This is a genomic window from Escherichia sp. 20412-1, from assembly GCF_003027595.1.
GTDB lineage: Bacteria > Pseudomonadota > Gammaproteobacteria > Enterobacterales > Enterobacteriaceae > Escherichia > Escherichia marmotae.
Map to the genome: position 1 here is coordinate 152,106 of NZ_PYQM01000002.1, position 15,181 is coordinate 167,286.

The window sequence follows — 15,181 nt, forward strand, 5'->3', positions numbered from 1 at the left end:
TAATCCATACCAGTACAATGGTTATGGTTTTTACATTTTACGCAAGGGGCAATTGTGAAACTGGATGAAATCGCTCGGCTGGCGGGAGTATCGCGGACCACTGCAAGCTATGTTATTAACGGCAAAGCGAAGCAATACCGTGTGAGCGACAAAACCGTTGAAAAAGTCATGGCTGTGGTGCGTGAGCACAATTACCACCCGAATGCCGTGGCGGCTGGGCTTCGTGCTGGACGCACACGTTCTATTGGTCTTGTGATCCCCGATCTGGAGAACACAAGTTACACCCGTATTGCTAACTATCTTGAACGCCAGGCGCGGCAACGTGGTTATCAGCTATTAATTGCCTGTTCCGAAGATCAGCCAGACAACGAAATGCGTTGTATTGAGCATCTTTTACAGCGTCAGGTCGATGCCATCATTGTTTCGACGTCGCTGCCGCCAGAGCATCCTTTCTATCAACGCTGGGCTAACGACCCGTTCCCGATTGTCGCGCTGGATCGTGCGCTTGATCGTGAACACTTTACCAGCGTCGTTGGCGCTGACCAGGATGATGCTGAAATGTTGGCGGAAGAGTTACGTAAGTTTCCGGCCGAGACAGTGCTTTATCTTGGTGCACTGCCGGAGCTTTCTGTCAGCTTCCTGCGTGAACAGGGTTTCCGCACGGCCTGGAAAGATGATCCGCGCGAAGTGCATTTTCTTTATGCCAACAGCTATGAGCGGGAAGCCGCTGCCCAGCTATTCGAAAAATGGCTGGAAACGCATCCGATGCCGCAGGCGCTGTTTACTACCTCTTTTGCATTGTTGCAGGGGGTTATGGATGTTACGTTGCGCCGCGATGGCAAACTTCCTTCCGATCTGGCGATTGCGACCTTTGGCGATAACGAATTGCTCGACTTCTTACAATGCCCAGTGCTGGCGGTGGCTCAGCGTCATCGTGATGTCGCAGAACGCGTGCTGGAGATTGTCCTGGCGAGCCTGGATGAGCCGCGTAAGCCAAAACCGGGCTTAACGCGCATCAAACGAAATCTCTATCGCCGTGGCATCCTCAGCCGTAGCTAAGCGTTAAACAGAAAATGATGCGTCAGCGGATTGTCGCTGGCGCATTGAGTACGTAATTGGACATCAATATCCTTTATGTAAATAAGACTATTCCTGACAATTATCCATAAGACCTTCGAAATATCTCCCCAATTAACTTCATTCTTTGTGCCTAATGATAATTAAGGCGTAACGCCAGGTTGCGATTGCATTATTTTGTTACATGCAAATCGTCAATTGCCGATTAAACAAACACTTTTCTAAACTTTTACACAAAGCCACTGGCGTCAGGCGCGGTGCACGCGCAACAGGGACTGTTATCCGGGGGCGATATGTCCTAAAATGCCGCTCGCGTCGCAAACTGACACTTTATATTTTCATTAAGGAAAATGGAGTCGTTTTTAAAACGGTAATGATGAGTGGGAATTTTTCTTACAACTATTCATGACGTTAATTTGCTTCGTTCGTTGGGCGATTTTTAAACAATGCAGATATTAGTCGTAAACATTGGGTTTTTTGCTTCGGTAAAGAATGTTCCTGGCTTGACAAGCTTTTCCTCCGCTCCGTAAACTCCTTTTAGTGGGAATTTGTGGGATAAAGTGGTAATTGGGGGAAGACTGGCATGTTCCGGGGAGCAACGTTAGTCAATCTCGACAGTAAAGGGCGCTTATCGGTGCCCACCCGTTATCGGGAAGAGCTGCTCGGGAACGCTGCCGGTCAAATGGTATGTACCATTGACATTCATCACCCATGCCTGCTGCTTTACCCCCTTCCTGAATGGGAAATTATCGAGCAAAAATTATCGCGTCTGTCGAGCATGAACCCGGTTGAGCGCCGTGTGCAGCGCCTTCTGTTAGGCCATGCCAGTGAATGTCAGATGGATGGCGCAGGTCGATTATTAATCGCGCCAGTACTGCGGCAACATGCCGGGCTGACAAAAGAAGTGATGTTGGTTGGACAGTTCAACAAGTTTGAACTGTGGGATGAAACAACCTGGCATCAACAGGTCAGGGAAGATATCGACGCTGAACAGTCTGTTACCGAAAGCTTGTCGGAACGACTGCAGGACTTGTCTCTATAAAATGATGGAAAACTATAAACACACCACGGTGCTGCTGGACGAAGCCGTAAACGGCCTCAATATCCGTCCTGATGGCATTTACATTGATGGGACTTTCGGTCGCGGTGGTCACTCACGTCTGATCCTTTCGCAACTTGGCGAAGAGGGGCGTTTGTTGGCAATCGATCGCGATCCGCAGGCTATCGCCGTCGCAAAGACTATTGATGATCCGCGCTTCTCCATCATACATGGACCTTTCTCCGCGCTGGGCGAATACGTCGCTGAGCGTGATCTTATCGGCAAGATTGACGGAATTCTTCTCGATCTTGGTGTCTCTTCACCGCAACTCGATGATGCAGAACGCGGTTTTTCCTTTATGCGCGACGGTCCGCTGGACATGCGTATGGATCCGACACGCGGCCAGTCTGCCGCCGAGTGGCTACAAAGCGCAGAAGAAGCTGATATTGCCTGGGTATTAAAAACTTATGGCGAAGAGCGTTTTGCCAAACGCATTGCGCGCGCCATTGTTGAGCGTAACCGCGAACAGCCGATGACCCGTACCAAAGAACTGGCGGAAGTCGTTGCTGCGGCAACCCCGGTGAAGGACAAATTCAAACATCCCGCGACCCGTACCTTCCAGGCGGTGCGCATTTGGGTGAACAGTGAACTGGAGGAGATAGAGCAGGCGCTAAAAAGCTCGCTCAGCGTGCTGGCCCCGGGTGGGCGGCTTTCGATCATCAGTTTTCATTCGCTGGAAGATCGTATAGTGAAACGCTTTATGCGTGAAAACAGTCGCGGTCCGCAGGTTCCGGCAGGGTTACCGATGACCGAAGAGCAGCTCAAAAAACTGGGTGGCCGTCAGTTGCGAGCACTAGGCAAGTTGATGCCGGGCGAAGAAGAGGTGGCTGAGAACCCTCGTGCCCGAAGTTCAGTTCTGCGTATTGCAGAGAGGACGAACGCATGATCAGCAGAGTGACAGAAGCTCTAAGCAAAGTTAAAGGATCGATGGGAAGCCACGAGCGCCATGCCTTGCCTGGCGTTATCGGTGACGATCTTTTGCGGTTCGGGAAGCTGCCACTCTGTCTGTTCATTTGCATTATCTTGACGGCGGTGACCGTGGTGACCACGGCGCACCATACCCGTTTGCTGACCGCTCAGCGCGAACAACTGGTGCTGGAGCGAGACGCTTTAGACATTGAATGGCGCAACCTGATTCTTGAAGAGAATGCGCTCGGTGACCATAGCCGGGTGGAAAGGATCGCCACAGAGAAGCTGCAGATGCAGCATGTTGATCCATCACAAGAAAATATTGTAGTGCAAAAATAAGGATAAACGCGACGCATGAAAGCAGCGGCGAAAACGCAGAAACCAAAACGTCAGGAAGAACATGCCAACTTTATCAGTTGGCGTTTTGCGTTGTTATGCGGCTGTATTTTGCTGGCACTGGCTTTTCTGCTGGGACGCGTAGCGTGGTTACAGGTTATCTCCCCGGACATGTTGGTGAAAGAGGGCGATATGCGCTCTCTTCGCGTTCAGCAAGTCTCCACCTCCCGCGGCATGATTACCGACCGCTCTGGTCGTCCGTTAGCGGTGAGCGTACCGGTAAAAGCGATTTGGGCTGACCCGAAAGAAGTGCATGACGCTGGCGGCATCAGCGTCGGTGACCGCTGGAAGGCGCTCGCTAACGCACTTAACATTCCGCTGGATCAGCTCTCAGCCCGCATTAACGCCAACCCGAAAGGACGTTTTATCTATCTGGCGCGTCAGGTTAACCCTGACATGGCTGACTACATCAAAAAACTAAAACTACCGGGGATTCATCTGCGTGAGGAATCCCGCCGTTACTATCCGTCCGGCGAAGTGACCGCTCACCTCATTGGCTTTACCAACGTCGATAGCCAGGGGATTGAAGGTGTTGAGAAGAGTTTTGATAAATGGCTCACTGGGCAACCGGGCGAGCGTATTGTGCGTAAAGACCGCTACGGCCGCGTAATTGAAGATATTTCTTCCACCGACAGCCAGGCGGCGCACAACCTTGCGTTGAGTATTGATGAACGCCTGCAGGCGCTGGTTTATCGCGAACTGAACAACGCGGTGGCCTTTAACAAGGCAGAATCCGGTAGTGCCGTGCTGGTGGATGTCAATACCGGCGAAGTGCTGGCGATGGCTAACAGCCCGTCTTACAACCCAAACAATCTGAGTGGCACGCCGAAAGAGGCGATGCGTAACCGTACCATCACCGACGTGTTTGAACCTGGCTCAACGGTTAAACCGATGGTGGTGATGACCGCGTTGCAACGTGGTGTGGTGCGGGAAAACTCAGTATTGAATACCGTTCCTTATCGAATTAACGGCCACGAAATCAAAGATGTGGCGCGCTACAGCGAATTGACCCTGACCGGGGTTTTACAGAAGTCGAGTAACGTCGGTGTTTCCAAGCTGGCGTTAGCGATGCCGTCCTCAGCGTTAGTAGATACTTACTCACGTTTTGGACTGGGAAAAGCGACCAATTTGGGGTTGGTCGGAGAACGCAGTGGCTTATATCCTCAAAAACAACGGTGGTCTGACATAGAGAGGGCCACCTTCTCTTTCGGCTACGGGCTAATGGTAACACCGTTACAGTTAGCGCGAGTCTACGCAACCATCGGCAGCTACGGCATTTATCGCCCGCTGTCGATTACCAAGGTTGACCCCCCGGTTCCCGGTGAGCGCGTCTTCCCGGAATCCATTGTCCGCACCGTGGTACATATGATGGAAAGCGTGGCGCTACCAGGCGGTGGCGGTGTGAAGGCGGCGATTAAAGGCTATCGCATTGCTATTAAAACCGGTACTGCGAAAAAGGTCGGGCCGGATGGTCGCTACATCAATAAATATATTGCTTATACCGCAGGCGTTGCGCCTGCGAGTCAGCCGCGCTTCGCGCTGGTTGTTGTTATCAACGATCCGCAGGCGGGTAAATACTACGGCGGTGCCGTTTCCGCGCCGGTCTTTGGTGCCATCATGGGCGGCGTATTGCGCACCATGAACATCGAGCCGGATGCGCTGACAACGGGTGATAAAAATGAATTTGTGATTAATCAAGGCGAGGGGACAGGTGGCAGATCGTAATTTGCGCGACCTTCTTGCTCCGTGGGTGCCAGACGCACCTTCGCGAGCACTGCGAGAGATGACGCTTGACAGCCGTGTGGCTGCGTCGGGCGATCTCTTTGTAGCTGTAGTAGGTCATCAGGCGGACGGGCGTCGATATATCCCGCAGGCGATAGCGCAAGGTGTGGCTGCCATTATTGCAGAGGCGAAAGATGAGGCGACCGACGGTGAAATCCGTGAAATGCACGGTGTACCAGTCATCTATCTCAGTCAGCTCAACGAGCGTTTATCAGCACTGGCGGGTCGCTTTTACCATGAACCCTCTGACAATCTACGTCTCGTGGGCGTAACGGGCACCAACGGCAAAACCACAACGACTCAGCTTCTGGCGCAATGGAGCCAACTGCTTGGTGAAACCAGCGCGGTAATGGGCACTGTTGGTAATGGCCTGCTGGGTAAAGTGATCCCGACGGAAAATACCACCGGTTCGGCAGTCGACGTTCAGCATGAGCTGGCAGGGCTGGTGGATCAGGGCGCGACTTTTTGCGCAATGGAAGTTTCCTCACACGGGCTGGTACAGCACCGTGTGGCGGCATTGAAATTTGCGGCGTCGGTCTTTACTAACTTAAGTCGCGATCACCTTGATTATCATGGTGATATGGAACACTACGAAGCGGCGAAATGGTTGCTTTACTCCGAACATCATTGCGGTCAGGCGATTGTCAACGCTGATGACGAAGTAGGCCGCCGCTGGCTGGCAAAATTGCCGGACGCGGTTGCCGTGTCGATGGAAGAAAATATCAATCCGAACTGTCATGGCCGCTGGTTGAAAGCGACTGGCGTGAACTATCACGACAGCGGTGCGACCATTCGCTTCACCTCAAGCTGGGGCGATGGGGAAATAGAAAGCCGCCTGATGGGCGCATTCAACGTTAGTAACCTGCTGCTGGCGCTGGCGACGCTGCTGGCGCTCGGTTACCCATTAGCTGACCTGCTGAAAACCGCCGCGCGTCTGCAACCGGTTTGCGGACGTATGGAAGTGTTCACTGTGCCAGGCAAACCGACGGTTGTTGTGGATTATGCTCACACTCCGGATGCGCTGGAAAAAGCCTTGCAGGCTGCGCGCCTGCACTGTGCGGGTAAGCTGTGGTGCGTCTTCGGCTGTGGCGGCGATCGCGATAAAGGCAAGCGCCCACTGATGGGGGCGATTGCTGAAGAGTTTGCCGACGTGGCGGTGGTAACGGATGACAACCCGCGTACTGAAGAGCCGCGTGCCATCATCAACGATATTCTGGCGGGGATGTTAGACGCCGGACATGCCAAAGTGATGGAAGGGCGCGCCGAAGCGGTAACGTGCGCCGTTATGCAGGCGAAAGAAAATGATGTCGTGTTGGTCGCGGGTAAAGGCCATGAAGATTACCAGATTGTCGGTAATCAGCGTCTGGACTACTCCGATCGCGTCACGGTGGCGCGTTTGCTGGGGGTAATCGCATGATTAGTGTAACCCTTAGCCAACTGGCGAATATTCTCAACGGCGAACTGAAAGGGGCTGATATCACCCTTGACGCCGTAACCACCGATACCCGTAAATTGACACCTGGCTGTCTGTTCGTCGCCCTGAAAGGCGAACGTTTCGATGCCCATGATTTTGCCGACCAGGCGAAAGCTGGAGGGGCAGGCGCGCTGCTGGTTAGCCGTCCGCTGGATATCGACCTGCCACAGTTAATCGTTAACGATACGCGTCTGGCATTTGGTGAACTGGCAGCATGGGTTCGTCAGCAAGTTCCTGCTCGTGTGGTTGCCCTGACCGGTTCCTCCGGTAAAACCTCTGTGAAAGAGATGACCGCGGCGATTTTAAGTCAGTGTGGCAACACGCTTTATACGGCTGGCAATCTCAACAACGACATCGGCGTGCCAATGACGCTGCTGCGTTTAACGCCGGAATACGATTACGCGGTCATTGAGCTTGGCGCTAACCATCAGGGCGAAATTGCCTGGACTGTTAGCCTGACCCGTCCGGAAGCCGCACTGGTCAACAATCTGGCGGCTGCGCATCTGGAAGGTTTCGGCTCGCTTGAGGGTGTCGCGAAAGCGAAAGGCGAAATCTTTACCGGCCTGCCAGAAAACGGTATCGCTATCATGAATGCCGATAACAACGACTGGCTGAACTGGCAGAGTGTGATTGGCTCACGCAAAGTGTGGCGTTTTTCGCCAAATGCCGCCAACAGCGATTTTACCGCTACCAATATCCATGTGACTTCACATGGTACTGAATTTACGCTGCAAACCCCAACAGGTAGCGTCGATGTTCTGCTGCCGCTGCCGGGGCGTCACAATATCGCAAATGCGTTGGCTGCCGCGGCGCTCTCCATGTCCGTGGGTGCAACGCTTGATGCCATCAAAACGGGACTGGCAAATCTGCAAGCTGTTCCTGGTCGTCTGTTCCCCATTCAACTGGCGGAAAACCAGTTGCTGCTCGACGACTCCTACAACGCCAATGTTGGCTCAATGACCGCCGCAGTTCAGGTACTGGCTGAAATGCCGGGTTATCGCGTGCTGGTGGTTGGTGATATGGCCGAGCTGGGTGCTGAAAGTGATGCCTGTCATGTCCAGGTGGGGGAAGCGGCGAAGGCGGCTGGTATTGACCGCGTGTTAAGCGTGGGCAAGCAAAGCCATGCTATCAGCACCGCCAGCGGTGCTGGCGAACATTTTGCTGATAAATCCGCGTTGATTACGCGTCTTAAATCACTGATTGCAGAGCAACAGGTGATTACGATTTTAGTTAAGGGTTCACGTAGTGCTGCCATGGAAGAGGTAGTACGCGCTTTACAGGAGAATGGGACATGTTAGTTTGGCTGGCCGAACATTTGGTCAAATATTATTCCGGCTTTAACGTCTTTTCCTATCTGACGTTTCGCGCCATCGTCAGCCTGCTGACTGCGCTATTCATCTCATTGTGGATGGGCCCGCGCATGATTGCTCATTTGCAAAAACTCTCCTTCGGGCAGGTTGTTCGTAACGATGGCCCTGAATCACACTTCAGTAAGCGCGGCACGCCGACCATGGGTGGGATCATGATCCTGACTGCGATTGTCGTCTCCGTGATCTTGTGGGCTTATCCCTCCAACCCGTATGTCTGGTGCGTACTGGTGGTGCTGGTCGGTTACGGCATTATTGGTTTTGTTGATGACTATCGCAAAGTCGTGCGCAAAGACACCAAAGGTTTAATCGCGCGCTGGAAGTATTTCTGGATGTCGGTGATTGCGTTGGGCGTTGCTTTCGCACTTTATCTTGCAGGAAAAGACACGCCAGCAACGCAACTGGTGGTGCCGTTCTTTAAAGATGTGATGCCGCAGTTAGGCTTGTTTTATATCCTGCTGGCGTATTTTGTGATTGTCGGTACGGGTAACGCGGTAAACCTGACCGATGGCCTCGACGGTCTGGCCATTATGCCGACCGTCTTTGTCGCAGGTGGTTTTGCACTGGTGGCCTGGGCTACCGGCAACATGAACTTTGCCAGCTACTTACATATACCGTATCTGCGACACGCCGGGGAGCTGGTTATCGTCTGCACCGCGATAGTCGGGGCAGGGCTGGGCTTCCTGTGGTTTAACACCTATCCCGCGCAGGTCTTTATGGGCGACGTTGGTTCGCTGGCGTTAGGTGGCGCGTTGGGCATTATCGCTGTGCTGCTGCGTCAGGAATTCCTGCTGGTGATTATGGGGGGCGTGTTTGTTGTCGAAACCCTGTCGGTTATTTTGCAGGTCGGCTCCTTTAAACTGCGCGGGCAACGTATTTTCCGCATGGCGCCGATCCATCACCACTATGAACTTAAAGGCTGGCCGGAACCGCGTGTCATCGTGCGTTTCTGGATTATTTCGCTGATGCTGGTCCTGATTGGTCTGGCAACGCTGAAGGTGCGTTAATCATGGCTGATTACCTGGGTAAAAATGTCGTCATTATCGGCCTGGGCCTCACCGGGCTTTCCTGCGTAGACTTTTTCCTTGCTCGCGGCGTGACGCCGCGCGTTATGGATACGCGTATGACACCGCCTGGCCTGGATAAATTACCCGAAACGGTAGAACGTCATACTGGCGGTCTTAATGATGAATGGCTGATGGCGGCAGATCTTATTGTCGCCAGCCCCGGCATTGCGCTGGCGCATCCATCCTTAAGCGCCGCTGCCGATGCCGGAATCGAAATCGTTGGTGATATCGAACTGTTCTGCCGCGAAGCGCAAGCGCCGATTGTGGCGATCACGGGTTCTAACGGCAAAAGTACGGTCACCACCTTAGTGGGCGAAATGGCGAAAGCAGCAGGTGTTAACGTTGGCGTCGGTGGCAACATTGGTCTGCCAGCGTTGATGTTACTCGATGATGAGTGCGAACTGTACGTGTTGGAACTGTCGAGCTTCCAACTGGAAACAACCTCCAGTTTACAGGCGGTGGCAGCGACCATTCTGAACGTAACTGAAGATCATATGGATCGTTATCCGTTTGGTTTGCAACAGTATCGTGCGGCAAAACTGCGCATTTACGAAAATGCGAAAGTTTGCGTGGTTAATGCCGATGATGCCTTAACGATGCCGATCCGCGGTGCGGATGAACGTTGCGTCAGCTTTGGCGTCAACATGGGTGACTATCACCTGAATCATCAGCAGGGCGAAACCTGGCTGCGGGTGAAAGGTGAGAAAGTGTTGAACGTGAAAGAGATGAAACTTTCAGGGCAACATAACTACACCAATGCGCTGGCGGCACTGGCGCTGGCGGATGCCGCAGGGTTACCGCGAGCCAGCAGCCTGACAGCGCTAACGACTTTTACCGGTCTGCCGCATCGCTTTGAAGTGGTGCTTGAGCACAATGGCGTACGCTGGATTAACGACTCGAAAGCTACCAACGTCGGCAGTACGGAAGCCGCGCTAAACGGCTTGCATGTTGACGGTACGCTGCACTTGTTGTTAGGCGGCGATGGCAAATCGGCGGATTTTAGTCCGCTGGCGCGCTATCTGAATGGCGATAACGTTCGTCTGTATTGCTTCGGTCGCGACGGTGCGCAGTTAGCGGCTTTACGCCCGGAAGTGGCTGAACAAACCGAAACCATGGAGCAGGCGATGCGTCTATTGGCTCCGCGCGTGCGACCGGGAGATATGGTTCTGCTCTCTCCGGCCTGTGCCAGCCTCGATCAGTTCAAGAACTTTGAACAACGGGGCAATGAATTTGCTCGTCTGGCGAAGGAGTTTGGTTGATGCGTTTATCTTTCCCTCGCCTGAAAATGCCGCGTCTGCCGGGATTCAGTATCCTGGTCTGGATCTCCACGGCGCTGAAGGGCTGGGTGATGGGCTCGCGGGAAAAAGATACCGACAGCCTGATCATGTACGATCGTACCTTGCTGTGGCTGACCTTCGGCCTCGCGGCGATTGGCTTTATCATGGTGACCTCGGCGTCAATGCCCATCGGGCAACGCTTAACCAACGATCCGTTCTTCTTCGCGAAGCGTGATGGTGTTTACCTGATCCTGGCGTTCATTCTGGCGATCATTACGCTGCGCCTGCCGATGGAGTTCTGGCAGCGCTACAGCGCCACAATGCTGCTCGGGTCAATCATCTTGCTGATGATCGTGCTGGTGGTGGGTAGCTCAGTTAAAGGGGCATCGCGTTGGATCGATCTCGGCCTGCTGCGTATTCAGCCTGCGGAACTGACTAAGCTGTCGCTGTTTTGCTATATCGCCAACTATCTGGTGCGCAAAGGTGACGAAGTGCGTAATAACTTGCGCGGCTTCCTGAAACCGATGGGGGTGATTCTGGTACTGGCAGTGTTGCTGCTGGCGCAGCCTGACCTCGGTACGGTGGTGGTGTTGTTTGTGACCACGCTGGCGATGCTGTTCCTGGCGGGGGCGAAATTATGGCAATTCATTGCCATTATCGGCATGGGGATTTCAGCGGTTGTGTTGCTGATCCTCGCTGAACCATACCGTATTCGCCGCGTTACCGCGTTCTGGAACCCGTGGGAAGACCCGTTCGGCAGCGGCTATCAGTTGACGCAATCATTGATGGCGTTTGGTCGTGGCGAATTGTGGGGGCAAGGTTTAGGTAACTCGGTACAAAAACTGGAGTATCTGCCGGAAGCGCATACTGACTTTATTTTCGCCATTATCGGAGAAGAACTGGGGTATATCGGTGTGGTGCTGGCGCTTTTAATGGTATTCTTCGTCGCTTTTCGTGCGATGTCGATTGGCCGTAAAGCGTTAGAAATTGACCACCGCTTTTCTGGTTTTCTCGCCTGTTCAATTGGCATCTGGTTTAGTTTCCAGGCGCTGGTTAACGTAGGCGCGGCGGCGGGGATGCTACCGACCAAAGGTTTGACATTGCCGCTGATCAGTTACGGTGGTTCGAGTTTACTGATTATGTCGACAGCCATCATGATGCTGTTGCGTATTGATTATGAAACGCGTCTGGAGAAAGCGCAGGCGTTTGCACGAGGTTCACGATGAGTGGTCAAGGGAAGCGATTAATGGTGATGGCTGGCGGTACTGGCGGACATGTGTTCCCCGGGCTGGCGGTTGCGCACCATTTAATGACCCAGGGGTGGCAAGTTCGCTGGCTGGGTACTGCCGATCGTATGGAAGCGGACTTAGTGCCGAAACACGGTATTGAGATCGACTTTATTCGTATCTCCGGCCTGCGTGGTAAGGGGCTCAAAGCATTACTCGTGGCTCCGCTGCGTATCTTTAACGCCTGGCGGCAGGCGCGGGCAATTATGAAAGCTTACAAGCCTGATGTGGTGCTCGGGATGGGCGGCTACGTTTCCGGGCCTGGTGGTCTGGCAGCATGGTCGTTAGGCATTCCGGTTGTACTTCACGAACAAAACGGCATTGCAGGCTTGACCAATAAATGGCTGGCGAAAATTGCCACCAAAGTGATGCAGGCGTTTCCAGGCGCTTTCCCCAATGCGGAAGTGGTTGGTAACCCGGTGCGTACCGATGTGCTGGCGCTGCCGTTACCGCAGCAACGTTTGGCCGGGCGTGAAGGCCCGATTCGTGTGTTGGTGGTGGGTGGTTCGCAGGGCGCGCGTATTCTTAACCAGACAATGCCTCAGGTCGCAGCAAAGCTGGGCGATACGGTAACTATCTGGCATCAGAGTGGCAAAGGTTCGCAACAATCTGTTGAACAGGCTTATGCCGAAGCGGGGCAACCGCAGCATAAAGTGACAGAATTTATTGATGATATGGCGGCGGCCTATGCATGGGCGGATGTCGTTGTTTGCCGCTCCGGCGCGTTGACGGTGAGTGAAATCGCCGCGGCGGGGCTACCGGCATTGTTTGTGCCGTTTCAGCATAAAGACCGCCAGCAATACTGGAATGCGCTGCCGCTGGAAAAAGCGGGCGCAGCCAAAATTATCGAGCAACCGCAACTTACTGTGGACGCTGTCGCCAACACCCTGGCCGGGTGGTCGCGAGAAACCTTATTAACCATGGCAGAACGCGCCCGTGCTGCATCCATTCCGGATGCCACCGAGCGAGTGGCAAATGAAGTGAGCCGGGCTGCCCGGGCGTAATTGTGGCGATGCCTTTTGCATCGCATGAATTTGAGAAGTTAATGGCGTAAAGAATGAATACACAACAATTGGCAAAACTGCGTTCCATCGTGCCCGAAATGCGTCGCGTTCGGCACATACACTTTGTCGGCATCGGTGGTGCCGGTATGGGCGGTATTGCCGAAGTTCTGGCCAATGAAGGGTATCAGATCAGTGGTTCCGATTTAGCGCCAAATCCGGTCACGCAGCAGTTAATGAATCTGGGGGCGACGATTTACTTCAACCATCGCCCGGAAAACGTGCGTGACGCCAGCGTGGTCGTTGTTTCCAGCGCGATTTCTGCTGACAACCCAGAGATTGTTGCTGCCCATGAAGCGCGTATTCCGGTAATTCGTCGTGCGGAAATGCTGGCTGAGTTAATGCGTTTTCGTCATGGCATCGCCATTGCCGGGACACACGGTAAAACCACCACCACCGCGATGGTTTCCAGCATCTACGCAGAAGCGGGCCTCGACCCGACCTTCGTTAACGGTGGGCTGGTAAAAGCGGCGGGTGTTCATGCACGTTTAGGTCACGGGCGTTACCTGATTGCCGAAGCGGATGAGAGCGACGCATCGTTCCTGCATCTGCAACCGATGGTGGCGATTGTCACCAATATCGAAGCCGATCACATGGATACCTACCAGGGTGACTTCGAGAATTTAAAACAGACTTTTATTAATTTTCTGCACAACCTGCCGTTTTACGGACGTGCGGTGATGTGTGTTGACGACCCGGTGATCCGTGAGTTGTTACCGCGCGTTGGCCGTCAGATTACCACTTATGGTTTCAGTGAAGATGCTGACGTTCGTGTGGAAGATTATCAGCAGATTGGCCCGCAGGGGCACTTTACGTTGCTGCGCCAGGACAAAGAGCCGATGCGCGTTACTCTGAATGCGCCAGGCCGTCATAATGCGCTGAACGCTGCCGCTGCGGTTGCGGTCGCCACGGAAGAGGGGATTGACGACGACGCTATTCTGCGTGCGCTGGAGAGCTTCCAGGGAACCGGTCGTCGCTTTGATTTCCTCGGTGAGTTTCCGCTGGAGCCGGTCAACGGTAAAAGCGGTACAGCAATGCTGGTCGATGACTACGGCCACCATCCGACAGAAGTGGATGCGACGATTAAAGCGGCGCGTGCTGGCTGGCCGGATAAAAACCTGGTGATGCTGTTTCAGCCGCACCGTTTCACCCGCACTCGTGATCTGTATGACGATTTTGCCAATGTCCTGACCCAGGTCGATACCTTATTGATGCTGGACGTTTATCCGGCTGGCGAAGCACCGATTCCGGGAGCGGACAGCCGTTCGTTGTGTCGTACAATTCGTGGACGTGGGAAAATTGATCCCATTCTGGTGCCTGATCCGGCGCAGGTAGCCGAGATGTTAGCACCGGTATTAACTGGTAACGACCTGATTCTTGTGCAGGGGGCGGGTAATATCGGAAAAATTGCTCGTTCTTTAGCTGAAATCAAACTGAAGCCGCAAACTCCGGAGGAAGAGCAACATGACTGATAAAATCGCGGTCCTGTTGGGCGGGAACTCCGCAGAGAGAGAAGTTTCTTTGAATTCTGGTGCTGCAGTGTTAGCCGGGCTGCGTGAAGGCAGTATCAACGCGCATCCTGTCGATCCGAAAGAAGTCGACGTGACGCAACTGAAGGCGATGGGCTTTCAGAAAGTATTTATCGCTCTGCACGGGCGCGGCGGTGAAGACGGCACATTGCAGGGCATGCTCGAGCTGATGGGGCTACCTTATACCGGCAGCGGGGTGATGGCATCTGCGCTTTCAATGGATAAACTACGCAGCAAATTGCTGTGGCAGGGAGCAGGTTTACCGGTAGCGCCGTGGGTGGCATTAACCCGCGCAGAATTTGAAAAAGGCCTTAGTGATAAGCAGTTAGCAGAAATTTCTGCCTTAGGTTTGCCGCTTATTGTCAAGCCGAGTCGCGAAGGTTCCAGCGTTGGAATGTCAAAAGTAGTAGCAGAAAATGCTCTACAAGATGCATTAAGATTGGCATTTCAGCACGATGAAGAAGTATTGATTGAAAAATGGCTAAGTGGGCCGGAGTTCACGGTTGCGATACTCGGTGAAGAAATTTTACCGTCAATACGTATTCAACCCGCCGGAACCTTCTATGATTATGAGGCAAAGTATCTCTCTGATGAGACACAGTATTTCTGCCCCGCAGGTCTGGAAGCGTCACAAGAGGCCAATTTGCAGGCATTAGTGCTGAAAGCATGGACGACTTTAGGCTGCAAAGGATGGGGGCGTATTGACGTCATGCTGGACAGTGATGGACAGTTTTATCTGCTGGAAGCCAATACCTCACCGGGTATGACCAGCCATAGTCTGGTGCCGATGGCGGCGCGTCAGGCGGGGTTAAGCTTCTCGCAGTTGGTAGTACGAATTCTGGAACTGGCGGACTAAT

13 protein-coding genes are annotated in these 15,181 nt (G+C 53.5%); all 13 read left to right on the plus strand.

All coding sequences use genetic code 11. The features are described from left to right. Nucleotides 1–54 precede the first annotated feature (54 nt). The 13 genes from cra (at nt 55) to ddlB (ending at nt 15,180) form a co-directional block, all read left to right on the plus strand. Nucleotides 55–1,059: a catabolite repressor/activator gene (cra, locus tag C7B16_RS02420; RefSeq protein WP_001517741.1), complete on the plus strand. Its 1,005-nt coding sequence runs from the start codon at nt 55–57 to the stop codon at nt 1,057–1,059. Nucleotides 1,060–1,660: 601 nt separating this feature from the next. Continuing rightward, on the plus strand, nt 1,661–2,119 hold the full coding sequence (gene mraZ, locus C7B16_RS02425) for a division/cell wall cluster transcriptional repressor MraZ (protein WP_000488289.1): 459 nt from the start codon (nt 1,661–1,663) through the stop codon (nt 2,117–2,119). A 1-nt stretch (nt 2,120) separates the two neighbouring features. Continuing rightward, on the plus strand, nt 2,121–3,062 hold the full coding sequence (gene rsmH, locus C7B16_RS02430; RefSeq protein ID WP_000970467.1) for a 16S rRNA (cytosine(1402)-N(4))-methyltransferase RsmH: 942 nt from the start codon (nt 2,121–2,123) through the stop codon (nt 3,060–3,062). Continuing rightward, entirely contained in the window at nt 3,059–3,424 is a 366-nt protein-coding gene (gene ftsL / locus C7B16_RS02435; RefSeq protein WP_000625658.1) for a cell division protein FtsL, read from the plus strand. The genes rsmH and ftsL overlap by 4 nt, the downstream gene beginning before the upstream one ends. 15 nt (nt 3,425–3,439) lie before the next feature. Then, complete coding sequence (ftsI, locus tag C7B16_RS02440) at nt 3,440–5,206, plus strand: peptidoglycan glycosyltransferase FtsI (RefSeq protein WP_000642204.1); 1,767 nt, start codon at nt 3,440–3,442, stop codon at nt 5,204–5,206. Next, nucleotides 5,193–6,680 carry a UDP-N-acetylmuramoyl-L-alanyl-D-glutamate--2,6-diaminopimelate ligase gene (gene murE / locus C7B16_RS02445; protein ID WP_016249607.1) on the plus strand — a complete coding sequence of 496 codons (1,488 nt, stop codon included), beginning with the start codon at nt 5,193–5,195 and terminating at the stop codon, nt 6,678–6,680. Before ftsI ends, murE begins: the two co-directional genes overlap by 14 nt. Next, nucleotides 6,677–8,035 carry a UDP-N-acetylmuramoyl-tripeptide--D-alanyl-D-alanine ligase gene (gene murF / locus C7B16_RS02450; protein ID WP_107179318.1) on the plus strand — a complete coding sequence of 453 codons (1,359 nt, stop codon included), beginning with the start codon at nt 6,677–6,679 and terminating at the stop codon, nt 8,033–8,035. The genes murE and murF overlap by 4 nt, the downstream gene beginning before the upstream one ends. After that, a complete protein-coding gene (gene mraY / locus C7B16_RS02455; RefSeq protein WP_000964135.1) occupies nt 8,029–9,111 on the plus strand; it encodes a phospho-N-acetylmuramoyl-pentapeptide-transferase in 1,083 nt (360 codons plus the stop codon). The genes murF and mraY overlap by 7 nt, the downstream gene beginning before the upstream one ends. 2 nt (nt 9,112–9,113) lie before the next feature. Continuing rightward, the gene (gene murD, locus C7B16_RS02460; protein WP_000796427.1) at nt 9,114–10,430 is read left to right on the plus strand and encodes a UDP-N-acetylmuramoyl-L-alanine--D-glutamate ligase; all 1,317 of its coding nucleotides are present in this window, start codon (nt 9,114–9,116) and stop codon (nt 10,428–10,430) included. Then, nucleotides 10,430–11,674, plus strand: a complete 1,245-nt coding sequence (gene ftsW, locus C7B16_RS02465) for a cell division protein FtsW (RefSeq protein WP_001517743.1) — start codon at nt 10,430–10,432, stop codon at nt 11,672–11,674. The genes murD and ftsW overlap by 1 nt, the downstream gene beginning before the upstream one ends. Further along, entirely contained in the window at nt 11,671–12,738 is a 1,068-nt protein-coding gene (gene murG, locus C7B16_RS02470) for an undecaprenyldiphospho-muramoylpentapeptide beta-N-acetylglucosaminyltransferase (RefSeq protein ID WP_107179319.1), read from the plus strand. The genes ftsW and murG overlap by 4 nt, the downstream gene beginning before the upstream one ends. Nucleotides 12,739–12,791: 53 nt before the next feature. Next, nucleotides 12,792–14,267, plus strand: a complete 1,476-nt coding sequence (gene murC / locus C7B16_RS02475) for a UDP-N-acetylmuramate--L-alanine ligase (protein ID WP_001096039.1) — start codon at nt 12,792–12,794, stop codon at nt 14,265–14,267. Continuing rightward, nucleotides 14,260–15,180: a D-alanine--D-alanine ligase gene (ddlB, locus tag C7B16_RS02480; RefSeq protein ID WP_000130029.1), complete on the plus strand. Its 921-nt coding sequence runs from the start codon at nt 14,260–14,262 to the stop codon at nt 15,178–15,180. Before murC ends, ddlB begins: the two co-directional genes overlap by 8 nt. Nucleotide 15,181 lies beyond the last annotated feature (1 nt).

Bases quoted from the DNA above. Each gene is read 5' to 3' on its own strand.
- murG (WP_107179319.1), top strand. From the start codon at position 11,671: ATGAGTGGTCAAGGGAAGCGATTAATGGTGATGGCTGGCGGTACTGGC.
- murD (WP_000796427.1), top strand. From the start codon at position 9,114: ATGGCTGATTACCTGGGTAAAAATGTCGTCATTATCGGCCTGGGCCTC.
- mraZ (WP_000488289.1), top strand. From the start codon at position 1,661: ATGTTCCGGGGAGCAACGTTAGTCAATCTCGACAGTAAAGGGCGCTTA.
- murF (WP_107179318.1), top strand. From the start codon at position 6,677: ATGATTAGTGTAACCCTTAGCCAACTGGCGAATATTCTCAACGGCGAA.
- ftsI (WP_000642204.1), top strand. From the start codon at position 3,440: ATGAAAGCAGCGGCGAAAACGCAGAAACCAAAACGTCAGGAAGAACAT.
- ftsW (WP_001517743.1), top strand. From the start codon at position 10,430: ATGCGTTTATCTTTCCCTCGCCTGAAAATGCCGCGTCTGCCGGGATTC.
- murC (WP_001096039.1), top strand. From the start codon at position 12,792: ATGAATACACAACAATTGGCAAAACTGCGTTCCATCGTGCCCGAAATG.
- ddlB (WP_000130029.1), top strand. From the start codon at position 14,260: ATGACTGATAAAATCGCGGTCCTGTTGGGCGGGAACTCCGCAGAGAGA.
- rsmH (WP_000970467.1), top strand. From the start codon at position 2,121: ATGATGGAAAACTATAAACACACCACGGTGCTGCTGGACGAAGCCGTA.
- ftsL (WP_000625658.1), top strand. From the start codon at position 3,059: ATGATCAGCAGAGTGACAGAAGCTCTAAGCAAAGTTAAAGGATCGATG.
- mraY (WP_000964135.1), top strand. From the start codon at position 8,029: ATGTTAGTTTGGCTGGCCGAACATTTGGTCAAATATTATTCCGGCTTT.